Genomic DNA, 23,746 nt, shown 5'->3' on the forward strand with positions numbered 1-23,746 from the left:
TCACATATTTGCAATGTTAATAATTTGTTAGAGGAATCACTTTTTCTCCGTTTTTATTGACATCTTATAACTAACTAATACTTCAACAACCACTATGAGTAAAACTGCGGAATCGGTTTGGAAAAATTGTTTGTCCTTTATCGAAGATAACATTACTTCGCAAGCATACAAAACCTGGTTCGAGCCTATCAAAGCAGTGAAGCTTACAGACAACGCTCTGAGTATTCAAGTTCCCAGTAAGTTTTTCTACGAATGGCTGGAGGAGCATTATGTGAAATTGTTGAAAGTTGCCCTCACCAAAGAATTGGGTGTTACAGCCAAGTTGGTCTATGTGATCAAAATGGAAAATACTTACGGGAACAAGCAACCATTTACCGAACGTATCCCCAGCTCTAATAGGAGTCAGGTACAATCACAGGAGGTCGATGTACCTTTGAAGAATAAAAGTCCGGAACTTAAAAATCCGTTTGTCATTCCGGGTATACGCAATGTAAAAATTGAATCACAGCTCAATCCCAATTATAATTTTGAGAATTTTTTAGAAGGCGAATCCAACCGTTTGGCACGTTCTGCAGGAATGGCAGTCGCAAACAAGCCTGGTGGCACTTCGTTTAATCCTCTGTTGGTCTTTGGTGGTGTTGGATTGGGCAAAACACACTTGGCACATGCCATTGGTGTTGAAATTAAAGATAAATACCCCGAAAAAACCGTTTTGTATATTTCTGCCGAAAAATTTACACAACAGTATATTGAATCGGTCAAAAAGAACAACCGAAACGATTTTATACATTTCTATCAGATTATCGATGTGTTGCTTGTAGATGACATTCAATTGCTTTCAGGTAAGGCCGGAACGCAGGATGTCTTCTTCCATATTTTCAATCACCTACATCAAAATGGCAAGCAAGTCATTCTAACAAGTGACAAAGCACCCGTCGATATGATCGACATCGAACAACGATTGTTGTCGCGTTTCAAGTGGGGTCTTTCTGCCGAATTGAACCACCCCGACTACGATACCCGTGTGGCCATCATAAAGAATAAGTTATATCGTGACGGAGTTGAAATGCCTGAAGATATTGTAGAATTCCTAGCAAACAATATTAAAACCAATATTCGTGAATTGGAAGGAGCGATTATCTCATTGATTGCTCACTCTTCCTTCAATAAAAGGGAGATTACCATCGATCTTGCCAAGAAGATTGTCGACAATTACGTAAAGCACACCAAACGAGAAGTTTCTATCGATTATATTCAAAAAGTAGTAAGTGAATATTTCCAGATGGATGTGGATACGTTGCAATCTAAAACCCGGAAACGCCATATTGTTCAAGCGCGCCAATTGGCGATGTTCTTCGCTAAAAAATTCACCAAAGCGTCTTTGGCGTCTATTGGTTCACAAATTGGACAGCGCGACCACGCCACTGTTTTACACGCTTGTAAGACCGTTGACAACTTATCGAGTACCGATAAGCAATTCAGAAAATACGTAGAAGACCTCAACAAAAAGCTGACACTATAAGGCCCTTAATTGCCTTACATTTTATAGCTTGCAATTATGAAAACAAAAGTTTTAATGGTTTGCCTCGGAAACATTTGTCGTTCTCCCTTGGCCGAAGGAATTCTAAAATCAAAAGTCGATCCCTCAAAAATTATAGTTGAATCTGCCGGCACAGGTGGTTGGCATGCAGGAGAACTACCTGATCCCCGAAGCATTTCCATTGCCCAAAAATATGGTTTGGATATTACGGATCAGCGCGGAAGGAAATTCTCTGCCTACGACTTCGAAACATACGATTATATCTTTGTTATGGACAATTCGAATTATCGAGATGTGGTACAACTCGCTAAAGACGAAATTGAAAAACAAAAAGTACAACTCATTCTTGATGAAATTTTCCCCGGTGAAAATGTAGACGTCCCCGATCCTTACTTCGGAGGCGAGCACGGATTTGAAAATGTGTATAAGATGCTCGATGATGCCTGCGAAAAAATAGCAGAACGGCTTTAACTTTTATTATCGGAGGCTTTTCAGTACTTTAGACCTTGAAAAAATTATATGTTATGAAAAAGTATGTCCCAATACTAGTATGCCTTCTCTTTTCCGGATTCTTTTATGCCCAAATTGATTTTGTGCCTTTTGCGGATGGGTTTAACAGTCCCGTAGATCTTCAAAATGCAGGCGATGAACGTCTCTTTGTGGTAGAGCAAGGCGGAAGGATTAAAATTTTAAATCCGGATGGAACCACAAATCCAACACTATTTTTAAATATTTCAACACTTGTCTCTACCGGAAGTGAACAAGGACTCTTGGGCCTGGCATTTCACCCCGATTACACGAACAATGGTTATTTTTATGTAAACTATACAAAGACAAACGGCGATACTCGAATCGCGAGATATTCGGTTGACCCGGGAGATCCCAATGTGACCCTCCCAAATTCTGAATTGACCATAATAGAATACAACCAGCCTTTTAGTAATCACAATGGGGGCGGAATTGCTTTTGGCCCAAATGATGGCTACTTATACATAGCTGCCGGTGATGGCGGAAGTGGTGGTGACCCCGGAAACAGGGCCCAAAACACCGCACTACTATTGGGCAAATTGTTGCGAATAGATATAGACAATCCAATGCCTCCTAACAATTACGGCATCCCACCCGATAATCCCTTTGCGGGAAGTGTAAATGATGCCGAAGAAATTTGGGCTTATGGCTTGCGAAATCCATGGCGATTTTCATTTGACAGTGCCAATGGTGATGTATGGATTGGCGATGTTGGTCAGGCTGACGTAGAAGAAATAGACCGTGCCGGTAGTGCCGAAGCGGGACTCAATTACGGGTGGAGATGCTACGAAGGCTCTGTCCCATTTAACACAACAGGTTGCCCCGACCCAAGCGAGCTTACCTTCCCCATTGCCGAATACAGTTCGAGCACCGGGAGTGGAAATTGCTCTATTACCGGAGGTTATGTATATAGAGGCACCGATTTTCCTATTCACAATGGGCTGTATTTTGCGGCAGATGTGTGTAGCGGGCGCGTATTTACGGTAGATAGTACCGGCGATCTAACCGACTGGGGCACCTTTGGTGGATCGTGGGTGTCATTTGGTGTCGATTATCAAAATGAATTGTACATCGTCGATATTGGTGGTCGCGTATTAGCGTTTGATGGTGGTGATTTAGGGACAGCTGATTATGATATGGAAGAAGTAGTTATGGTTCCGAATCCTGCTTCGGAGTATGTGAACTTCAGTTTTAAATCTGATAAAATAGCTACAATTACAATCTTGGATATGAAGGGGAGTGTTTTACTTTCTGAAGAAAATATCCTTGCTTCAGAAAAAAATATTTCAGTGACGAATCTTTCACAAGGTATTTATTTGGTGAAAGTTATTTCTGAAACAGGAGGTACACAACTAAAAAAGCTGATCGTAAGATAGCGTACTTTCATGGCACCTGAAAAAGGAAACTTGTATTTAATCCCATGTACTTTGGGAGATACGCCTCCGTTAGAGGTGCTTCCGCTTTTGGTAAAAAAAGCAGTAGAACAGATCGATCATTACGTCGTTGAGCATGAAAAAAATGCCAGACGGTTTATTAAAAGTTTGGCACCTCGAAAGTCACAACCCGATTTACACATTCAGCTTATCAATAAGTTCACCAATGAAAGTGAGATCCCTGATATGTTAACCCCTTGTCTCGAAGGATTTGATGTAGGTGTAATCTCCGATGCTGGCTGTCCCGGGATTGCAGATCCGGGAGCCGCTGTTGTGGCGCAAGCGCATTTACAAGGAATTAAAGTGGTTCCTTTGGTTGGCCCCTCATCGATATTAATGGCTATGATGGCCAGTGGCTTTAACGGACAGAATTTTGCCTTCAACGGTTATTTACCCATCGATAAGCGAGAACGAAAGGATGAAATCAAGCGGTTAGAACGCCTTTCAATGGAACGTGAACAATCGCAATTGTTTATTGAAACTCCGTATCGCAATAATCAACTTATGGAAAGTCTGTTAAGTTCGCTACACAACGATACCCAACTATGTGTGGCCTGTGATATTACACTTCCTTCCGAATACATCCTTACAACCTCGGTGGAACGGTGGAAAAAAATAAAGGTGGACCTCTCGAAGCGACCCACCTTATTTATTATTCAAAAATAAATTTTTCTTATTTCACTTTTGCTTTTCTACTGGCAACAATATGGGACGTATCATAGCCCGAGAATTTCTTTAAATAATATCGTATGGATGTACCGTTGGCATCTTCAAATCGCTGCTCCCCTCCACTGCGCAAGAATTTCTTAACATTCCCTGCTCCTGCCAAGTGTGCTGCTGCTAGGATGCCGGATTCAGTAATCTTTACGCCTCCAATATGGCGTCCATTGTATCGTTTAATGTCTTTGCGCAAGATCCATTTATTACGCGCTGTATAGGCTGTAAAAGCCTTTTCCTGTAAAAAGGTATCTTCTAAGAATTGTTCAGAATTCTTAATACCGATCATATGTAAAGTAGATTTACCGAATTGGTATTTCCCCATATAACCAAATTGGTTGATGATACTATAATTTCCTCTGGATTCTTTAAAGCCCAAAGCCTCTTTAAACCCAACATAGGTTTTCCCTAAGAATAAGTTATAGGACATCGGTAGCGTGGTTTCTGAAACCAGTTCAAATTCATTTGGAACCGTATAACAAAGTGCAACACCTTCCAACTTATAATGAGAAAGGTCAATGCGTTCGTTAAACGAAAAACCTGTCGCCACGAAAATAGCAACTAGCAGTAAAACGGTAACTCGTAAATGACTCTGTTTCATTTGTTTTTAAAATTTAAGTGAAATCACTAACACTCTTATTTTCAGCCTGCAAAGGTACTAAATAATTCAAAGGTTTTCTGTAAACCCTGTTAAAAATTGTTAAATTGGCAAATTTTTGGGTTAAAAGCGCCTTTTTATTAACAATAATTTAAGGAAAGGTAAACGAATAAGTGACATGTTTTAATCTTATAGACGTACTTTAATTAACAATGTTACATGTAGGTTTCGCTTTTGAGAAAGAGCCGAATAGCCCATAGATATGTAGCTGAAGGAGAGTTGCTTATAAACTAAAAGTGCGAAAAAAGTTAAAAACTAAGTATTTTAAGAAAAAAACAGAAGTTGTGGGAGGCAGATTATCTATTCACCCCATTAGCATTCACCCAACGAACGTATGCTGCCTTATTCACGTTGTGTTGCGTCAAGGTTTTGGCAAATTTGTGATACCCAAAGTTCGTCACATCCGCAACAAAATAAAAGTAGTCGTGCTTCTCTGGATTGAGTACCGCTTCTATGGAAGAAATATCGGGCATAGCAATTGGTCCCGGTGGTACGCCCGCATATTTATAGGTATTATACGGGGAGTCCAACTCAAGGTCCACATATAAAACCCGTTTGATAACTTGGTCAAAGTCATTTTCCGATTTCTTTTTCGCATAGATCACAGTAGGATCTGCCTGTAACAACATTCCCCTATTCAATCGATTGATATAAACACCCGCCACACGCGGACGCTCATCGGATTTTGCCGTTTCCTTTTGAACTATGGCCGCCAATGACATCACCTGTTCATTGGTCAATCCAACGGCCTTTGCTTTTTGTAATCGCGACTCGTTCCAAAAACTCTTGTATTCTTTCAACATTCGGTTTCTAAATTCCACAGCCGAAGTATTCCAGTACAACTCATAAGTATTGGGGATGTACATCGAAAGTGCTGTATCGGTATTGAATTTCGCTTCGACTAAAAAATCTGGATCGCGCATTGCCGCGATAAGCGATAAACTATCGGCTTCTATCTGATTTGCCATATGACCGGCGAGATCTTCTAAACGCTCCTGATTATTAAACTTGATATCGATAGGAATATTCTTTGAACGTATGGTGTTGACAATATCATTATTATTCATCCCCTTTTTAATAAGATAGTGTCCCGGTTTGATATTTGCCGGATATCCCTTTCTATTCGCAACCGCTTCAAAAGCAATGGCGTCGTCTAATAATGGACGCAATTCGTCCAACACATCACTAAACCGAGCCCCAGTTGGAATATACACATGTGCCTCTTCATTATTAAAGGCCGTATTCGAAACAAAAACACTGTTGTACACATAGTAGGCGAATGCCGCCATCGCAGCCAAACCAATAAAAACGATGGCTATTATAATCTTTTTAATCATGGGCTAGTAGTTGATATAGGTATTCGTTTTTATAGGTTCCTTCTGAAAAAATCCAATCCTTTTTAACTCCCGTTTGTATAAATCCGAGTTTTTCGAATAGCTGGATGCTCTGTTCATTTCCTTCGGTAATATTCGCATATACCTGATGCATCCGCAAATGAGTAAAGGCATAATTACAAAGCAGTTGAAGCGATTGTGCCGCATACCCTTTGCCTCTGTCTTCCGACTTAAAAATAACAATGCCTATACCTACTTTATTGTGTTTGGGGTCAAAATCGAAGAGATCGACAAATCCCAACGGGCGTTCTGCTCCTTTTTTGCATATGACCAATCGCAATTGTTTTACTTCGTAAATATCGCGATGCGCATTTTTTAAATACTGCTTCAAAACAAATTTTGAATAAGGTGTCGTGGTATTACTCACTTCCCAAAGCGATTCGTCATTCTCAAGTTCGTACAAGAACTCAAGATCGGAAGGCTCCAAAGCCCGAAGTTTGATTTCTTTTCCTTCAAGACTATTCATCACTCCATATACCTTTATAAACCTGCTTTGCAGGTCCGATTAACCAAATATTTTTATAACCGGTTGCTGTTTTGTCAAAAGTTACCTGCAGCATCCCGCCGGGCGTTTTTAAGGTTACTTCGTTGGTGGAAGTCAGCCCGGTTTCATATAATGCGAGTGCCACCGCCGTAACCCCGGTCCCACACGACAAAGTTTCATCTTCAACCCCACGTTCGTAAGTGCGAACTGAAAAAATGTCATTTCCATTTGACTCCACAAAATTAATGTTGGCACCTTCTTTTCCATAGCGGGCATTTCGAATCGACTTCCCTTCAGCAAAAACATTATAGGTATCCAAGCCTGAAACGAGTTGAACATGGTGTGGAGATCCTGTATGTACAAAGCTGTGGTCTTCGTCTATATATACCTTATTCACATCGTTCATTTTTAATGAAATCGTGTTACCCTTAATGGTAGCCTGGTGTAATCCATCTACTGCTTCGAAGGTAGCGTTTGTTTTAATAATGCCCAGCTGCTTCGCAAAATGCGCAATACAACGACCTCCATTGCCACACATAGAACTTAAATTTCCGTCGGCATTATAATACACCATCGAAAAATTGGCCGTGGGATGTAGCTCCAAGAGTATGAGTCCATCTGCCCCTATGCCAAATTTTCGGTCGCACAATTGACGAACTAGTTTGGTATTATTTTTGGGGAAAAACTGTTGACGATTATCAATCAGCACAAAATCGTTCCCTGTTCCTTGATATTTATAGAAGGTAAATTCCATGAAGACAAAGGTATAAAAAGCGACGTCTACTTGAGCGATTTTTCACTTGTTAAATGGAAGTTAATTCTGAAACAATTAAGAAATATTATCGTCTTTTAATAGTTAAATTTAATGTATAAAACGAAAATGGATATGAAACAGACACTTCGATTATTTTTAGTAGCAGTTGTTGCAGGTGCAATAACATTGGGAGGTTATAAAATGTTTGTCGAAACTAGCGATGTTTCCATCGTTTCTGAAAATGAAACCCCTTCTTTTATTCCAACCAACTTTTCAACCTTTACAGCTCCGGCAGGTAGTATCGATTTTACCGAAGCCGCCGAAAAAACGGTAAATGCCGTTGTTCACGTTAAAAATAAAACCATTACTACACAGCCCAGAAGTTTGATGGAGTACTTCAGCGGTCGCGGAATCGCACGCGAAATGGTAGGTTCGGGTAGTGGTGTAATTATTTCCCCGGATGGTTATATAGTTACAAACAATCACGTGATTGCAAATGCCTCTGAACTTTCGGTGACGCTAAACAATAACAAAACATATAATGCCGAATTGGTCGGTACCGATCCTAAGACCGATATTGCATTGATTAAACTGGACAGCGACGAAGAATTCCCTTATGTTCCTTTCGGAAACTCAAACGATATAAAATTAGGAGAATGGGTCTTGGCTGTTGGAAACCCTTTTAACCTTACGTCTACTGTCACTGCGGGGATCATCAGTGCCAAAGCCAGAGATCTTAATGAATTCGATGGCAACCCACAATCTTTTATCCAGACCGATGCAGCCGTAAACCGCGGTAACAGTGGTGGTGCTTTGGTCAATACGCGCGGAGAGCTTATAGGAATCAATACGGCCATTACTTCCGAAACCGGATCGTATGTAGGTTATGCCTTCGCTGTTCCCTCAAATAATGCGAGAAAGGTAATTGAAGATATTATGGAATTTGGTAACGTGCAGCGTGGTATTTTAGGGATTACGGGAGCTACGCTCAATTCGGCCATAGCAAATCAAATAGGTGTGGACGAGTCGGAAGGAGTTTATGTCAACGGTATTGAAAAAGGTAGTGGCGCCGAAAAAGGCGGTATTTTAGAAGGTGATATTATCAAACAATTGGATGGATATAAGGTAAGTAAATTCTCCGATCTTGCAGGATATTTAGGCTCCAAACGTCCAAATGATGTGGTAGAGGTTACCGTGATGCGCAATGGAAGAGAACGCAATATTCCGGTGACACTCATAAAATTAGAAACTTTCGAAATTGATGATCTTGGATTAGAAGTGAAAAATGCTACCCAATCCGATCTACGTGCGCACAATGTATCAAATGGTGTTATCGTGACCAGATCACTTACTAAGGAAATGGCACAATACGACCTTTCGGGCATTATTATCACAAAGATCAATGATGAAAAAATAAACGATATAGACGACGTAAAACGAATCATGAATGGGCGTAATTACAAGGTCCCAATTAAAATGACCTTTGTCGATAAACAAGGACAGTTAAACTCGTTCATCTTCAGGTAGTCTGTTTCTTTCTGAAGAAGATACCCCTCTTTAAATCAATTTTTTAGAGGGGTATTTATTTTTACAAATATGCTTCAGTAGCTGCTCGGAAATAGTTACTTTTGCAAAAAATTTTAACCCCTTTAAACTATACAACTATGAGTTTTGATGACGTTTATGAAAAAGAACTGTCTTTTCAAACCGACCGCCGAAAAGCAACGGTAGAATTTATTAAGATTGTTAGTGACCTTTGGTATGACAAGGCCATCGAATTGGTGCTTTTCAGAAACCAATTGATCGATCGAAATGTTAGCGAGATTTTAAATCTGCACGAATATGCCGGCGAGTTTGTCCAAAAACCAATTTCTATTTTTGATTCGGTAGAAATTGCCCAAGCCATCAAAACTCTCGACCTACCGCCTGCAAAATTGGATATTGGCAAATTAACTTTTGAGTACCATTTGGAAGACAATCGTTATGAAGATGCTATTGCCTTTGTAAGTGATAAATTAAAGGACGCGAAAAAAACAAACAATATCACTCCGAAAGATGTGGTTTTGTATGGCTTCGGAAGAATTGGTCGCTTGTTGGCAAGAGAATTAATGACCCGTACCGGACAAGGGAGTCAGATGCGGCTACGCGCTATTGTAACTCGTGGAGCCATTGATCAAACTGTATTGGAAAAAAGAGCTTCTTTACTTCAGTATGATTCGGTTCACGGCGATTTTCCGGGTACCGTTCGTACCGATCTTGAAAACAGTGCACTTATCATAAATGGAACCACGGTTCATATCATTTCAGCAAATAATCCGGAAGAAATTGACTACACCAAATACGGGATAGAAGATGCCTTGATTATTGACAATACAGGTGCCTTTAGAGATCATGAAGCTTTGAGTCGACATCTAAAGGCAAAAGGAGCCGCCAAGGTATTACTAACGGCGCCCGGAAAGGGAGTGCCAAATATTGTACATGGTGTAAATCATAGTGAACACGATCCAAACAAGGTTGATATCTTTTCGGCTGCGTCCTGTACTACAAATGCAATTACTCCTATTTTAAAGGCTATCGAAGATAGCTTTGGTGTAGTACAAGGGCATTTGGAAACGATCCATGCCTATACCAACGACCAGAATCTGGTAGACAATATGCACAAGAAGTACCGTCGTGGTCGTGCTGCTGCCTTAAACATGGTAATTACCGAAACCGGTGCAGGAAGTGCGGTTACAAAAGCACTCCCTTCGTTTGAAGGAAAGCTCACTTCTAATGCGATTCGCGTTCCTGTCCCAAACGGATCTTTAGCGATCTTGAAATTGGAATTGGGAACACAAACGTCCATCGATGGGATAAATTCGGTGATGAAAAAATACGCCTTGGAAGGCGATTTGGTAGAGCAAATTAAGTACTCTTTGAACAACGAATTGGTATCCAGTGATATCGTAGGTTCTTCGGCACCTTCTATTTACGACAGTAATGCGACCATCGTTGCCAACGATGGTAAGAACGTGGTGTTATATATATGGTACGACAACGAATACGGATATAGTCATCAGGTAATTCGATTGGCTAAATATATTTCGAAAGTAAGACGGTATACCTATTATTAATAGTTGGATTGATCTAAAGTTTAAAAGCCCATTGAGAAATCGATGGGCTTTTTTTAGTATCCCTTCGGAAATATTTACATTTATCCTATGACTATACTTCAAGCAAAACAAGAACACCTCTCCCAGCTTGTACCTCTCTTTGATGGTTATCGTGTTTTTTATAAGCAACCATCCAATCCCGAAGCCGTACGAAACTTTCTATCCGAACGCTTCAAAAAAAATGATTCGGTCATCTTCTTAGCGCGAGATGAAAACGGCAAAGGATTAGGATTTACACAGCTATACCCAAGTTTTTCATCGGTGGCCATGCAACGCACCTATATCTTAAACGATCTGTATGTTGAAGCAGCAGCCCGCGGGAAAGGAGTGGGTGAAGCACTTATGACGCAGGCAAAATCATTTGCCATTCAGGAAGGAAGTCGGGGCTTAACGCTTGAGACAGACCACGACAATCCTGCTCAAAAATTATACGAACGGTTGGGGTGGAAAAAAGATACGCACGTTTTTCACTATACCTGGGAGATATAATTTCAACGAATTCATTTACTTTTACACTTTAATTTAAAAGCTATGGACCACTTAACTAAACTTGAAGAATTACTCGATCAGGCCAATATGGACATCAAAAATGGCCACTACGATGAAGCCACAAATAAATTGGAGAAGATCATCGATATGGATCCAAATTTCGGAAAGGCCTATAATCATCTAGGCTATTTGTATGAAGTAAAATTCAAGGAATACGAAAAAGGAGAAACACTCTATAAATTATGTCTAGAAAAAAGTCCGATGTATCCTGCCGTTTACTACAACTACTCCATCTTGTTATCTACTTTGGGTAAATATGAGGAGTTAAAAGAATTATTGGATCAAGCGATCAATATTCCGGGGATTACAAAATCGACCATTTATAATGAATATGCCATTATGTTCGAGCAACAGGGAAAACTGACCGAAGCAATCGATTATTACAAAAAAGCGGCTATGAATACCTTGGACAAGAACGTCTTAGAACGGGCCAAAGGCTCCATAGAGCGCTGTAAGATGAAACAAGAATTTTTGTAAAATGCGGATTGACATCATTACGGTATTGCCCGAATTACTCACAAGTCCATTCGAAGCCTCTATTTTAAAGCGTGCTATAGAAAAAGGTCTTGTGGAAGTACACACTCATAATTTGAGGGACTTTTCTACCAACAATTACAAACAAATAGACGACTATCAGTTTGGAGGTGGTGCGGGGATGGTTATGATGATCGAACCTATTGACAAATGTATTTCGATGTTGAAGTCTGAAAGAGAGTACGATGAGATCATATATATGACTCCGGATGGTACTACACTTACCCAAGGGATTGCCAACGAATTATCCTTGAAGGAGAATATCATTATCCTTTGTGGTCATTATAAAGGAGTGGATCAACGGGTTCGGGATCACTTTATCACACGAGAAATTTCCATAGGAGATTTTGTGTTGAGCGGAGGTGAATTAGCTGCGGCCATAGTCTGTGATGCAGTGATTCGATTGATTCCAGGTGTATTAGGAAATGAAACCAGTGCTTTGACCGATAGTTTTCAGGATAATTTACTGGCCCCTCCCATTTACACGCGTCCGGCCGAATACAAGGGGTGGAAAGTCCCAGAAGTTTTATTAAGCGGAAACACTGCAAAGATTGAAGCATGGCGTGAGCATGAGGCACAGAAACATACGGCAGCGCGTCGACCCGATCTATTAGATTAAAGTGCCGCGTTAGGGATTGAAGCAGGCTATCCTGCCTGCCGGCAGGCAGGCATATAGCGCGAAAAGCCCGACCTTGCCAAAGGCAAGGAAACGCCCTAAATAAAAAACAGCTAAACAGTTGTAACAATAAAGAAATTGCTTATTTTTGCAACCGATTTGATTCAACCTCTGGCGAGAAACGTGTATGTTGCTTTAGATAAATTATAAGTTAACTTAGAAAATGGAAGAGTTAGTAAAATTTGTACAAGACGAATTTGTAACAAAAAAAGAATTCCCGGAATTTAGCGCAGGAGATACCATCACGGTGTACTACGAAATTCGCGAAGGTGAAAAAACCAGAACTCAGTTTTTTAGAGGTGTGGTAATACAAGTAAAAGGAACTGGGGTCTCCAAAACCTTTACTATTAGAAAGATGTCTGGCACCATAGGCGTGGAGCGTATTTTCCCAATAAACTTGCCGGCACTTCAGAAAATTGAAATAAACAAGACAGGTAGTGTGCGTAGAAAGCGTATCTACTATTTCAGAGGTCTTACCGGTAAGAAAGCTAGAATTAGAGAGAAAAGACTTAAATAGTTTTTCAACCATAAGTATAGAAAAAGGCGATCTGTTTCAGATCGCCTTTTTTATGAACAAATGTTAATAACGGCAGTTTATAAATAGTTAATATTAAACAGGTTATAAAACTTGTTTTTTTAATTTTCTGTATTACATTAGCAGTATCAAAATGGTGTTACAGCCGGATTGACAATAAAGTAACGTTCTTTATATACTCTGATTAATTGTTGAAACGCTAACGATCCCTGCGATGGTTAGGGCGGAGATTAAAAAGAGTTCGAGACTGTTTTTTGAGACACAAAGTGACTTCGGTTACTCAATCGAAAAAAACAAATCTCTTGAAACAAATCACAACTGCAAGGGTATAATAAACTTGCCTTGATTCGCCTTCGGTGAATAGTTGGTAACGGTCTGTTTCACAAGGAGCCATAACAATGTAGCAATACAGTGTTATGGCTTTTATTGTTTTTAGGCCTTCTTATTAAAATATAACAATTTGCCTCTTTTAAAAGCTTGTTCAAATCGCTATATTTGCAGCTCTATTAGCAAACCTAATATATACCCTTTCCTTAACAAGACACTCAATGACAAAAGCCGCTAAGATTATTTATACCAAAACCGATGAAGCACCATTTCTTGCAACACATTCCTTACTTCCCGTTGTAAAAGCATTTACAGAACCTTCTCAAATTGTCATTGAAACTCGAGATATATCTTTGGCCGGTAGAATATTGGCAAGCTTTCCCGAATTTCTTTCGGAAGACCAACGAGTCAATGATGCCTTATCCGAATTAGGTGAACTAGCAAAGAGACCCGAAGCGAATATCATCAAACTCCCCAACATTAGTGCTTCCATCCCACAACTCATGGAAGCAATAACCGAACTACAATCGAAAGGCTACCAATTACCCGATTATCCGGAAGAGGCAAAGTCGGAGGAAGAAAAACAAATAAAGTCAAAATACGATAAGATAAAAGGTAGCGCTGTAAATCCGGTGCTTCGAGAAGGAAACAGTGACCGGCGGGCACCAAAAGCGGTAAAAAATTATGCCAAGAAGAACCCACATAGTATGGGTGTTTGGAGTGGCACATCAAAAACGCATGTAGCTACAATGGAGGCGGGTGATTTTAGGCATACTGAAAAATCTGTTACGATAGGAAAAGATGATAATCTAAGGATAGTACTCACAAAAAATGATGGTACCGATGTTATTTTAAAGGAATCGATTCCTGTTCTTGAAGGAGAGATCATAGATGCGTCTGTGATGCGCAAAGCAGCTTTGCTTGAGTTTCTGAAAAGAGAAATTCAAGATGCTAAGCGTTCCGGTATCTTGTTCTCATTACATATGAAAGCTACCATGATGAAGGTAAGTGACCCCATAATATTTGGTCATGCGGTTCGGGTTTACTTTTCAGAATTATTCGATAAATACCAAGACACCTTTGAAGAATTGGGCGTAGATGTGAAAAATGGATTTGGAGATTTAATCGGTAAGTTGGATGAATTATCTTCAGAAAAAAGAGCCGCCATTAAAGCCGATATTCAAAGGATCATGACCTCCAATCCAGATTTGGCCATGGTGAATAGTGATAAGGGCATTACCAACTTACACGTCCCCAGTGATGTGATTATTGATGCCTCCATGCCTGCCATGATACGAAATTCCGGTAAAATGTGGGACGCTGAAGGAAAAACTAGAGATACCAAGGCGGTGATTCCGGATAGTAGCTACGCCGATGTATATCAGGTGACCATTGATTTTTGTAGACAACACGGTGCCTTCGACCCTACTACCATGGGAACAGTACCAAATGTGGGATTAATGGCCCAAAAAGCTGAGGAATACGGTTCGCATGACAAAACCTTTGAAATTCCTTCAGACGGTCATGTGTTGGTAGTCGATACAGATGGAACCATCTTGTTAGATCATGAGGTCTCCAAAGGAGATATTTGGCGTATGTGCCAGGCAAAGGATCTACCCATTCAAGATTGGGTTAAATTAGCAGTGAGCAGAGCACGTGCCACCGGAAATCCAACGGTCTTCTGGTTGGATGAGGATCGGGCTCACGATGCAGAGATTATTAAAAAAGTTAAAAAATACCTTCCGAATCACGACACAAACGGTTTGGAGATTAAAATTCTTTCTCCTAAAAAAGCAACAGAATATACCTTAGAGCGTGTAAAAGCCGGGCTGGATACTATTTCAGTGACAGGTAATGTACTCCGGGATTATTTAACAGACCTCTTCCCTATTTTAGAATTGGGAACTAGCGCTAAAATGCTATCGATAGTTCCGTTGATGAACGGTGGTGGGTTGTTCGAAACAGGAGCAGGCGGTTCGGCTCCTAAGCATGTAGAACAGTTTGTAGAAGAGGGCCATTTACGATGGGATTCGTTGGGTGAATTTTTGGCCATTGCCGTTTCCCTGGAACACTTGGGAGAAACCTATGGTAATGAAAAAGCCATTCATTTAGCAGAGACCTTGGACGATGCCACCGAAAAACTACTGGAGAATAAAAAAGGCCCGTCTCGTAAGGTAAACGAATTGGACAATCGCGGTAGTCATTTCTATCTAGCCCTATACTGGGCAGAAGCTTTGGCACTACAAACGAAAGATGAAACACTTAAAGCACGGTTTACGCCTATTGTCAAAAGCCTTTCAGAAAATCAAGAAAAGATACTTGCCGAATTAAATGCGGCACAAGGTCACCCCGTGGATATGGGTGGTTATTATTGGCCGAATGAAAATAGGGTACACAATGAAATGAGACCCAGCAAGACCTTTAACAGTATACTTGCGAGCATCCGCTAAAAGTTTGTTAAAAAGTCTTCAGACATTCAGAAGGCTTTTTTTTATTGGTATTTTTAAAAAAAATGTGATTGAAAAAGATAGTTTTTGTTTTTCTCCTCTTCGGAAGTGTTTCTCTTTGTGCCCAACAAAAATTTACGATAAGTGGAACGGTTTCCGAAGCTGATTCGGGTGAAACACTAATTGGCGTAAATGTGCTCATTCCCCATCTACAAGCGGGAACCATTACCAATGAGTACGGTTATTATTCCATTACACTTCCGGCAGGCACCTACGAAGTGTCTTTTAGCAATTTGGGATTTACAACGCAGACCTTTGTAATCGCACTTGATAAAAATATGCTAACGGACATTTCTTTGGAAACTAACACCGAGCAACTTAACGAGGTGGTTGTAAAGGCCGATATAGAAAAACTCAATATTCGAAAACCACAGATGAGTGTAAATAGTCTTTCTATTGAAACTATCAAACAAATGCCTGTTGTTTTAGGTGAAACCGACGTGATAAAGGCCATTACCCTACTACCGGGAGTAACCAGTGCCGGTGAAGGCGCCAGTGGTTTTAATGTTCGAGGGGGTGCAGCCGATCAAAATCTCATTCTTTTGGATGAAGCTACCTTATATAACTCCTCGCATCTGTTTGGTTTCTTTTCGGTTTTTAATCCGGATGCCATAAAAGACATTACCTTGTATAAGGGGGGTATTCCATCCCGCTATGGCGGGCGAGTCTCTTCGGTTTTAGATATTTATCAAAAGGATGGCAACAAAAAAGAGTTACACGCCAAGGGAGGTATTGGCTTGGTATCTAGCAGGTTGCTGTTGGAAGGTCCCATAAAAAAAGATACAGCCTCCTTTCTTATAGGAGGCCGAAGCAGTTACGCACACTTGTTCCTGCCGCTATTCAACAATAATAACGTCGCCTATTTTTACGATCTCAATACCAAGATCAGTTTTCAACCCAACGCAAACAACCGTCTTTACTTGTCGGGATATTTTGGCCGCGATGTCTTTAGTATAGCCGATAGTTTTTCCAACAGCTTTGGGAATACCACCTTCAACCTGCGCTGGAATCATTTATTTTCTGAAAAACTATTCAGCAATCTATCCTTGATCTATTCAGATTATTTCTACGGACTAGAATTAAAATTCGTGGAATTTGACTTTGACAGTGGTATTAGAAATGTAAATCTTAAATACGACTTTACGCATTTCATTTCTGAAAAAATAGATTTGCGCTACGGGCTCAATAGTATCTATTACAAATTTAACCCGGGAGATATTCGACCTACCACTGAAACTTCAGGAATTAATCCATTTAAATTAACCGATAAATACGCCTTTGAGAACGCGGTGTATTTAGATGCCGAAATCGAAATCTCGAATAATCTGGCCATTCAAGCAGGCCTGCGGTTATCTAGTTTCAATCGATTGGGTCAAAATGAATTGCAATTATATGCCAACGACAACCCCATCCTTTTTAATGAGGCTTTACAGATTTATGAAAAGGCAGTCCCAATAGACACTGTGAGTTTCAAACGAGGAGCAACCATTCGATCTTTTGCCAATTTGGAGCCTCGATTTGCATTGGCTTATCAGCTAAACGAAAACGCTTCAGTAAAAATGAGTTACAATAGAATGGCGCAGTATATTCATCTTATAAGTAATACCACCTCTCCAACTCCTTTCGATATCTATGCGCCTAGCGGCAAATACATCGAACCACAACTGGCAGATCAGGTCGCTTTGGGATATTTTAAAATTTTTGACAGATACGCTTTAGAAATAGAGAGTTTTTACAAAACGGTGAAAAATAGATTGGATTATGTGGACGATGCGGATCTTATCGCCAATAATGCCGTAGAACAAATTTTGTTGAACGGAGAAGCACGTGCTTACGGACTTGAATTCCTTTTGCGAAAAACAGAAGGGAAACTAAAGGGTTGGATTGCCTATACCCTTTCAAAAAGTGAACAAAGAACTCCGGGAAGAACTGCTTCGGAAATTGGTATTAACAATGGAGCCTGGTATAATTCACCCTGGGACAAAACACACGACATTAGTATTACCGGGCAATACGAACTTTCGAAAAAGTGGTCATTTGGCGCAAATATGGTTTATCAAACCGGGCGACCATCAACCTTTCCTACGGGACAATACATTTATAATGATATTGTGATTCCTGTCTATGAAGCACGTAACAGCAGTCGACTGAGTGCTTATCATCATTTGGATATATCGGCTACATGGATCCCAAAACCGACTTCAGAAAAACGCTGGAAGAGCGAATGGGTGTTCAGCATTTACAATGTATACAACCGTAAAAATACCGCATCTCTGTCCTTTAGAGAGAATACTGATATAAATCAGAATGAAGCTGTTCGGTTGTCTATTTTTGGGATTATTCCGGCGATTACTTACAATTTTAAATTTTAGATGATGAAAAAGAACTGGTTGTTATTATTATTTTTGGGAGTGATCACAGCCTGTGAAGATGTGGTTGAAATTGATTTGAACGAAAGCGATCCCAAACTAGTTATTGAGGCCAATATTAATCTCTTGGAAGATGGGACCAGTGTTGCAAATGTGATCTTAACGCGAACTGCCCCATTCTTTGATCAAGCAGTTCCTCTTGTCACGAATGCCTCCGTAACCATTACCGATGAGAACGGAATTGTATATCCGTTTCTTTATACCGAAGATGGAATTTATCAAGGAAATCTAATTCCGCAACCGCAAGTGGTCTATACGTTAGAAGTAATCGATAATGGAGAAATCTACAGGGCTTCAGAGCAATTGGTTACCGGCCCTGCACTAGAAATTGTAGAACAGAATAACGAAGGAGGATTTAGCGGAGAAGAGATTGAACTCAAAGTCTATTTTACCGATCCGGGAGATGAAGTGAACTATTATTTTTTTGAAGGATTATCAACTCGAGGCGACCTGCGTGACACCTTTAATGATGAGTTTTTTAATGGAAACCGTATCTTCGGATTTTACTACGTTGAAGATCTAGAGCAAGGTGACGAAGTAGTATTCAATTTGTATGGAGTCGACGCACAGTTCTATAATTTTATGTACGTCCTATTACAACAAAGCACCGATCAAAGCGGCGGCCCATTCGAAACACAACCCGCCACGGTGCGAGGGAATATTATAAATGAGACGCGTTTCGAAAATTTTCCATTGGGTTATTTTAGAATTTCTGAAGTATCTACAGTTACCTATACAGTGGAATAACAAACAGATTGAACCTAGGAAAGGAGCCGATTTATTTCTTTTCCGCACATAGAACCTTGTACAAAAAATGTAAATTTGTATATGAGCTTTACCAAAACAACCGAAGCAGTTTCAAATCACGATCATTTAGAAAGAATGAGTATTGCTGAGTTGTTGCAAAATATAAATTCAGAAGACAAAACGATTCCGGAAGCAGTAGAGAAGGCACTTCCACAAATAATTGCATTAACCGAAAAGGTAACAGAAAAATTAAAATCCGGAGGTAGGTTGTTTTATATTGGAGCCGGCACCAGTGGTCGGCTGGGTATATTGGATGCCAGTGAATGCCCGCCTACTTTTGGAGTATCACATGACTTGGTAATTGGTTTGATTGCGGGCGGTGATAGTGCCATACGAAAAGCGGTTGAATTTGCCGAAGATGATACAAATCAAGGATGGATCGATCTTCAACACCATCACATTTCAGATAAAGATATTGTAATCGGAATTGCCGCATCGGGAACCACCCCTTATGTGATTGGAGCACTTCAAAAGTGTAATGAACAAGACATTGTCACCGGATGCATTACCTGTAACGAGGGTAGTCCTTTGGCGATAACCGCAAAGTACCCTGTTGTAGTAATTGTTGGTCCTGAATTCGTCACCGGAAGCTCGCGAATGAAAGCAGGAACTGCCCAAAAATTGGTGCTAAATATGATTTCAACGGCAAGTATGATTCAGTTGGGACGTGTACAAGGAAATAAAATGGTAGAAATGCAATTGAGTAATAATAAATTGGTAGACCGAGGTACAAGAATGATTATGAACGAACTCAATATTTCGGAAAGTGAAGCTCAAAAACTGCTTGAAAAACACCAAAACGTTCGTTCCGCCATTAATGCATATAAGAAATGAAGCATACCGACAAACAAATGCTAGTCTCCGGAATCAAAAAATTGGCTTTGGCACTACCCTTGCTGATTTTAAGTCCGTATTTATTGACTCTTTCATTTATAAACAAGGATAACTTTATGTTCTACCTAGCCTTAATCTTAGGACTTATCGCAGGTGCCGCAGCCATTTATCTGTGTTTTAAAGGCATCAACACCATAATTAAATCTATGTTTGGCTAGTCACGAAGTTTATAGGTTTTCGCCTTTATCAGACAAGCTTTTAACATCAAAGACGTGCACCGGACCATCAGAATTGGATACGACGAGTCGTATCTTATTACCCTGTTGAATCGCCATAACTTTTCTAGCATCACCAGAAGTAGCAAATCCGGATACTTTATAAGGAATCGATGAGAATGTCCCATTTTCAAAAGACAGGACACTTCCTTTGGAAGCATCATAGCGCACGGTTTCCACTTCTACATTATACAGGTTACCCACTGTGATTACTTCCTTGTTTCCATCTCCATTTAGATCAATAAATTCGAATCCACTTAAAGGTGACAGTTGAGACTGCCATGGCAATTCTTTTATTTCAAAGTTTCCATTTCCTTTATTTTCTATAAATACACTATAGAGCATATTGGCCTTATAGTGTAGTGCTTCATTCAATTTCTCACCATAAATATCCTCTAAGGTCGCATTTGCGAACGATCGATAGTCCTTGAATTTATCTTTAATAAAAGGCATTTGTTCGGAAGAACACTCACGTCCACGAGAAGGCACTAATTTTCCGTGATAGGTACCACTTAAGACCACATCATAGGTTCCATTGTCATCAAAATCATGTGAATAAATATGAAACTCCTTTTTGCCACCAACTTTAAATTTAGCATTCAGGCCAAGATTCCCGGCAAAATAGTCCATATCTCCGTCGTTATCTATATCATATTGTGCAAGACCAAACCAGAGGCCGGTAGTTTCAGTTAGTCCATTAACTTTGGCTTCTGTGAAATTTCCCTTATCATTAGCAAATACTTTAATAGGTGACCACTCACCAATGGTGATAAGGTCATCATCACCATCGTTGTCATAATCGGAAAATAAAGCGGCAGATACTAACTGGTTAACCGGAATTTCTATTTCTGAAAAACTACCGTTGTCATTAATTAAAATATAGGACTTTGGTGGCATAGGATATTTATCAGGTATAATTCTGCCCCCAACAAAAAGGTCCAAATCACCATCACCATCAACATCGGTCGCAGCTATTGCTTGCCCGCTAACGGTAATTTTAGGCAACTTACCCGAAGCCTTACTAAAGTTTCCTTTTCCGTCGTTAATATACAGACGGTCTTGATAATTTGCATGTCCTTCCAACAAATGCGCTCCACCACTTACCACATATAAATCCATATCGCCATCGCCATCGCTATCAAAAAATATGGCACCGGTATCTTCGGAACTCGCATCTTGCTTCCAAGCACCATCCTTTTCAGAAAAACCTGAGCTATTTTGAATATACAAAGCACCGGCTTGACCTGCACCGCCACCAATGAAGATATCTTCATTGCCGTCACCATTCACATCGGCCTTAGCCATGGCTGGACCAACGGTAGACTGTGAATGAGGCAGTAACACCTGTTTGTAATAATCGTTGAATTTGTCTTCTTTATGCGTAAAACTTATGCCCGAATTGGGTACCGGCTTTACTAAGGTCGGTTTAACATCCGGTTGAGTGACAGTGCCTTTTTCCGAAGTATTATAATCTATAATATGAGTCTTGTTCGCGTCCAGTGATGGAATCACAGTCTGCTTCCCATCCGGCCATATAATTGATACCGAAGCAGAGGCAGCCTTATTCAAACCAAAAACCATAGGAGTGTCAACCGATGAAAGGTACCCTCTCGAGGTGTATAATTCAAACCATTGTGCTCCGGACGGAGTAACAACTTCCACTTTGCTTCCAATTGCCTGCGGATTCTTTTCAGGGCCTTTCAACACAAGCTTGATACTATTACCACCATTACCATTTGAGGCCAAGCTTTCGTATAGTGTAGCATCGCTGTCCATATTATTAGTGACAAAATCCAGATCACCATCGTTGTCGAAATCGGCTGTGGCAACACCATTGGAATTATATAGACTAGGAGGAGCCCACTTACCTGAAGAATCTTCGAAGTGTGCACCTCCTGTATTTTGATAAAATATATTTTCGGAAATATCGCTAGGCACAATTTCAAGTAGGTCTTGTAAGCCGGTTTGTAAGCCTGCTCTCTCACGCTTATTCACTTCAACTTGAAGGTCGCGATACAGAAAATTCTCCTTTATCCCATTGGTTACAAACAGATCCTTGTCACCATCATGATCCATATCGAAGAACAGTGGCGCCCAACTCCAGTCGGTTTTAGCCGTGCCCGAAAACTGTCCTACCTCACTGTAACTATCATTCCCATTATTAAGTTGTAATGTATTGAACATATACTGCGTATGGTATCCATTGTTCTGAAGCCCATGAAACTTAGCCACATTCATAGATTTCATATAGGCTTTGGATCGAAAATGATCGCTAGGGGCCATATCGACGACATAAACATCTAAAAGTCCGTCATTGTTTATATCGGTCATCTCATTCCCCATACTGTTAAATGAAATATGGTTAAAATAGGTATCTATTTCATTTTTGAATGTTTTATCTCCCTGACTAATACACAATACGTCTGGTTCCTCAAAATCACTACTAATGTAAATATCTGGGTAACCATCACGGTTTATATCACCAATTCCTATTCCGTGGCGATATCCAAAATTCAGAAGGTTTGCCTCCTTAGATTTATCGATAAATTTTCCATTAACATTTTCGTAGAAGACATCGGTTGTTATTTTTCCAGATTTTATATTTTTCATATGTTGCGCAGCATCTCCCGCTTTAAAGCCTGGCGTAGGGTGATTGAGTAAATACATGTCGAGATCGCCGTCGAGATCGTAATCGAAAAATGCCGATTGGATAGAATATCCTTTACTTTGAAGACCATACGCTTCAGCCGATTCAGTAAAGGTATTGTCCTTATTGTTTATATAAAGGCGATTTGTTCTGTTTGTATCATCCTTTGATGGTCCCGATCTACATACATAAATATCTAACCATCCATCTGTATTGATATCGACCATGGTCACACCTGTGCTCCATCCTTGTAATTTTGAGATTCCTGAAGATTCAGAGATATCTTTAAATTTTAAATTCCCTTCGTTTAAATAAAGTTTATCATCTGAAGAATTACCCGCAAAATAAATATCCGGCAAGCCATCATTATTAATATCTCCAGTAGCTACACCACTCCCATTGTATATGAACTCATAATTTAAATAATTAGCATCCATCGTTTCCTTGACAGTATTCTTGAAGTTAAGATGGGTTGCTTCTGAAGTATGCAGTGTAAAAAGAGCAGCTATTTCATCTCCATCATTCTTAGATGAATCGATTTTTGCTGTAGTATCTGAATTTTTCTCTCCACATGAAAATAGGAGAACAAGTGTTAGTAATGCCAATAATTTTTTCATGCTCGTATAGGTTAAAAGGCGAATTTATAATCGGAAGTCTAAAATAAGAATTTTGACTCAACTTTCCTCCTTTGAGTCTATCGAATTGTACAATTAGATTTTCTTTCAGAATATTTTGAAGGTTTTGGTTGCCAAGCCACTTGTGGAAGTTCACTTTGTCATTTTGCACTTGGGTATTGATCGTAGTCGAAGTGGAGATGCATGAAACAAAAAAGTCCCTCATCAAATAAATGATGAGGGACTTAAAGAAGGCGGCGACCTACTCTTCCACAAGTGTAGTACCATCGGCGCAAACGGGCTTAACTTCTCTGTTCGGAAAGGTAAGAGGTGAGCCCCGTCGCTATAACCA

The 23,746-nt window shown here is 40.0% G+C and carries 20 protein-coding genes and 1 rRNA gene; 15 read left to right on the top strand and 6 right to left on the bottom strand.

Annotated elements, in window-relative coordinates; genetic code table 11:
- Positions 1 to 94: 94 nt before the first annotated feature.
- The 4 genes from dnaA to K8F54_RS00495 are packed head-to-tail and all read left to right on the top strand — an operon-like array spanning position 95 to position 4,167.
- The gene (dnaA, locus tag K8F54_RS00480) at positions 95 to 1,522 is read left to right on the top strand and encodes a chromosomal replication initiator protein DnaA (protein WP_290785509.1); all 1,428 of its coding nucleotides are present in this window, start codon (positions 95 to 97) and stop codon (positions 1,520 to 1,522) included.
- 36 nt (positions 1,523 to 1,558) lie between these two features.
- Positions 1,559 to 2,011 carry a low molecular weight protein-tyrosine-phosphatase gene (locus tag K8F54_RS00485; protein ID WP_290785511.1) on the top strand — a complete coding sequence of 151 codons (453 nt, stop codon included), beginning with the start codon at positions 1,559 to 1,561 and terminating at the stop codon, positions 2,009 to 2,011.
- A 53-nt stretch (positions 2,012 to 2,064) separates the two neighbouring features.
- Entirely contained in the window at positions 2,065 to 3,444 is a 1,380-nt protein-coding gene (locus K8F54_RS00490) for a PQQ-dependent sugar dehydrogenase (RefSeq protein ID WP_290785512.1), read from the top strand.
- A 9-nt stretch (positions 3,445 to 3,453) separates the two neighbouring features.
- On the top strand, positions 3,454 to 4,167 hold the full coding sequence (locus K8F54_RS00495) for an SAM-dependent methyltransferase (protein ID WP_290785514.1): 714 nt from the start codon (positions 3,454 to 3,456) through the stop codon (positions 4,165 to 4,167).
- Between the two features lie 7 nt (positions 4,168 to 4,174).
- Here K8F54_RS00495 and K8F54_RS00500 read toward each other — a convergent pair whose 3' ends face one another.
- From K8F54_RS00500 to dapF, 4 genes are all read right to left on the bottom strand, one after another.
- Positions 4,175 to 4,819, bottom strand: coding sequence for a peptidoglycan-binding protein LysM (locus K8F54_RS00500; RefSeq protein WP_290785516.1), 645 nt, complete (start codon positions 4,817 to 4,819; stop codon positions 4,175 to 4,177).
- A gap of 353 nt (positions 4,820 to 5,172) precedes the next feature.
- Positions 5,173 to 6,213: an endolytic transglycosylase MltG gene (mltG, locus tag K8F54_RS00505; RefSeq protein ID WP_290785519.1), complete on the bottom strand. Its 1,041-nt coding sequence runs from the start codon at positions 6,211 to 6,213 to the stop codon at positions 5,173 to 5,175.
- The gene (locus K8F54_RS00510; RefSeq protein ID WP_290785556.1) at positions 6,206 to 6,736 is read right to left on the bottom strand and encodes a GNAT family protein; all 531 of its coding nucleotides are present in this window, start codon (positions 6,734 to 6,736) and stop codon (positions 6,206 to 6,208) included. The genes mltG and K8F54_RS00510 overlap by 8 nt, the downstream gene beginning before the upstream one ends.
- The gene (gene dapF / locus K8F54_RS00515) at positions 6,729 to 7,508 is read right to left on the bottom strand and encodes a diaminopimelate epimerase (protein WP_290785521.1); all 780 of its coding nucleotides are present in this window, start codon (positions 7,506 to 7,508) and stop codon (positions 6,729 to 6,731) included. The genes K8F54_RS00510 and dapF overlap by 8 nt, the downstream gene beginning before the upstream one ends.
- A gap of 132 nt (positions 7,509 to 7,640) precedes the next feature.
- Here dapF and K8F54_RS00520 point away from each other — a divergent pair, with 132 nt between their 5' ends.
- The 11 genes from K8F54_RS00520 (at position 7,641) to K8F54_RS00570 (ending at position 20,076) form a co-directional block, all read left to right on the top strand.
- Complete coding sequence (locus tag K8F54_RS00520; RefSeq protein ID WP_290785523.1) at positions 7,641 to 9,035, top strand: trypsin-like peptidase domain-containing protein; 1,395 nt, start codon at positions 7,641 to 7,643, stop codon at positions 9,033 to 9,035.
- A gap of 137 nt (positions 9,036 to 9,172) precedes the next feature.
- A complete protein-coding gene (locus tag K8F54_RS00525; RefSeq protein WP_290785526.1) occupies positions 9,173 to 10,621 on the top strand; it encodes a glyceraldehyde-3-phosphate dehydrogenase in 1,449 nt (482 codons plus the stop codon).
- A gap of 87 nt (positions 10,622 to 10,708) precedes the next feature.
- Positions 10,709 to 11,149, top strand: a complete 441-nt coding sequence (locus K8F54_RS00530) for a GNAT family N-acetyltransferase (RefSeq protein ID WP_290785529.1) — start codon at positions 10,709 to 10,711, stop codon at positions 11,147 to 11,149.
- A 42-nt stretch (positions 11,150 to 11,191) separates the two neighbouring features.
- Positions 11,192 to 11,686 carry a tetratricopeptide repeat protein gene (locus K8F54_RS00535; protein ID WP_290785532.1) on the top strand — a complete coding sequence of 165 codons (495 nt, stop codon included), beginning with the start codon at positions 11,192 to 11,194 and terminating at the stop codon, positions 11,684 to 11,686.
- Position 11,687: 1 nt separating this feature from the next.
- Positions 11,688 to 12,362 carry a tRNA (guanosine(37)-N1)-methyltransferase TrmD gene (trmD, locus tag K8F54_RS00540; RefSeq protein WP_290785535.1) on the top strand — a complete coding sequence of 225 codons (675 nt, stop codon included), beginning with the start codon at positions 11,688 to 11,690 and terminating at the stop codon, positions 12,360 to 12,362.
- 220 nt (positions 12,363 to 12,582) lie between these two features.
- Positions 12,583 to 12,936 (top strand): 50S ribosomal protein L19, encoded by a 354-nt coding sequence (gene rplS / locus K8F54_RS00545; RefSeq protein ID WP_290785537.1) that lies wholly within the window; start codon positions 12,583 to 12,585, stop codon positions 12,934 to 12,936.
- Between the two features lie 566 nt (positions 12,937 to 13,502).
- The gene (locus K8F54_RS00550) at positions 13,503 to 15,731 is read left to right on the top strand and encodes an NADP-dependent isocitrate dehydrogenase (protein WP_290785539.1); all 2,229 of its coding nucleotides are present in this window, start codon (positions 13,503 to 13,505) and stop codon (positions 15,729 to 15,731) included.
- A gap of 68 nt (positions 15,732 to 15,799) precedes the next feature.
- Positions 15,800 to 18,160, top strand: coding sequence for a TonB-dependent receptor (locus tag K8F54_RS00555; protein WP_290785542.1), 2,361 nt, complete (start codon positions 15,800 to 15,802; stop codon positions 18,158 to 18,160).
- Complete coding sequence (locus tag K8F54_RS00560; RefSeq protein ID WP_290785544.1) at positions 18,161 to 18,964, top strand: DUF4249 domain-containing protein; 804 nt, start codon at positions 18,161 to 18,163, stop codon at positions 18,962 to 18,964. It abuts the gene before it with no gap.
- An 81-nt stretch (positions 18,965 to 19,045) separates the two neighbouring features.
- A complete protein-coding gene (gene murQ / locus K8F54_RS00565) occupies positions 19,046 to 19,858 on the top strand; it encodes an N-acetylmuramic acid 6-phosphate etherase (RefSeq protein WP_290785547.1) in 813 nt (270 codons plus the stop codon).
- Positions 19,855 to 20,076: a DUF6095 family protein gene (locus K8F54_RS00570; protein WP_290785550.1), complete on the top strand. Its 222-nt coding sequence runs from the start codon at positions 19,855 to 19,857 to the stop codon at positions 20,074 to 20,076. Before murQ ends, K8F54_RS00570 begins: the two co-directional genes overlap by 4 nt.
- Before the next feature lie 9 nt (positions 20,077 to 20,085).
- Here the strand turns inward: K8F54_RS00570 and K8F54_RS00575 are convergent, their stop codons facing one another.
- Positions 20,086 to 23,397, bottom strand: coding sequence for a VCBS repeat-containing protein (locus tag K8F54_RS00575; protein ID WP_290785553.1), 3,312 nt, complete (start codon positions 23,395 to 23,397; stop codon positions 20,086 to 20,088).
- Between the two features lie 246 nt (positions 23,398 to 23,643).
- A 5S ribosomal RNA gene (gene rrf, locus K8F54_RS00580) occupies positions 23,644 to 23,746 on the bottom strand; the annotation flags it as partial.

The sequence above is a fragment of the Altibacter sp. genome, from assembly GCF_019913785.1.
Lineage (GTDB): Bacteria > Bacteroidota > Bacteroidia > Flavobacteriales > Flavobacteriaceae > Altibacter.

Coding starts and splice junctions, on each gene's coding strand:
- dnaA (WP_290785509.1), top strand. CDS start 95: ATGAGTAAAACTGCGGAATCGGTTTGGAAAAATTGTTTGTCCTTTATC.
- K8F54_RS00485 (WP_290785511.1), top strand. CDS start 1,559: ATGAAAACAAAAGTTTTAATGGTTTGCCTCGGAAACATTTGTCGTTCT.
- K8F54_RS00490 (WP_290785512.1), top strand. CDS start 2,065: ATGAAAAAGTATGTCCCAATACTAGTATGCCTTCTCTTTTCCGGATTC.
- K8F54_RS00495 (WP_290785514.1), top strand. CDS start 3,454: ATGGCACCTGAAAAAGGAAACTTGTATTTAATCCCATGTACTTTGGGA.
- K8F54_RS00500 (WP_290785516.1), bottom strand. CDS start 4,819: ATGAAACAGAGTCATTTACGAGTTACCGTTTTACTGCTAGTTGCTATT.
- mltG (WP_290785519.1), bottom strand. CDS start 6,213: ATGATTAAAAAGATTATAATAGCCATCGTTTTTATTGGTTTGGCTGCG.
- K8F54_RS00510 (WP_290785556.1), bottom strand. CDS start 6,736: ATGAATAGTCTTGAAGGAAAAGAAATCAAACTTCGGGCTTTGGAGCCT.
- dapF (WP_290785521.1), bottom strand. CDS start 7,508: ATGGAATTTACCTTCTATAAATATCAAGGAACAGGGAACGATTTTGTG.
- K8F54_RS00520 (WP_290785523.1), top strand. CDS start 7,641: ATGAAACAGACACTTCGATTATTTTTAGTAGCAGTTGTTGCAGGTGCA.
- K8F54_RS00525 (WP_290785526.1), top strand. CDS start 9,173: ATGAGTTTTGATGACGTTTATGAAAAAGAACTGTCTTTTCAAACCGAC.
- K8F54_RS00530 (WP_290785529.1), top strand. CDS start 10,709: ATGACTATACTTCAAGCAAAACAAGAACACCTCTCCCAGCTTGTACCT.
- K8F54_RS00535 (WP_290785532.1), top strand. CDS start 11,192: ATGGACCACTTAACTAAACTTGAAGAATTACTCGATCAGGCCAATATG.
- trmD (WP_290785535.1), top strand. CDS start 11,688: ATGCGGATTGACATCATTACGGTATTGCCCGAATTACTCACAAGTCCA.
- rplS (WP_290785537.1), top strand. CDS start 12,583: ATGGAAGAGTTAGTAAAATTTGTACAAGACGAATTTGTAACAAAAAAA.
- K8F54_RS00550 (WP_290785539.1), top strand. CDS start 13,503: ATGACAAAAGCCGCTAAGATTATTTATACCAAAACCGATGAAGCACCA.
- K8F54_RS00560 (WP_290785544.1), top strand. CDS start 18,161: ATGATGAAAAAGAACTGGTTGTTATTATTATTTTTGGGAGTGATCACA.
- murQ (WP_290785547.1), top strand. CDS start 19,046: ATGAGCTTTACCAAAACAACCGAAGCAGTTTCAAATCACGATCATTTA.
- K8F54_RS00570 (WP_290785550.1), top strand. CDS start 19,855: ATGAAGCATACCGACAAACAAATGCTAGTCTCCGGAATCAAAAAATTG.
- K8F54_RS00575 (WP_290785553.1), bottom strand. CDS start 23,397: ATGAAAAAATTATTGGCATTACTAACACTTGTTCTCCTATTTTCATGT.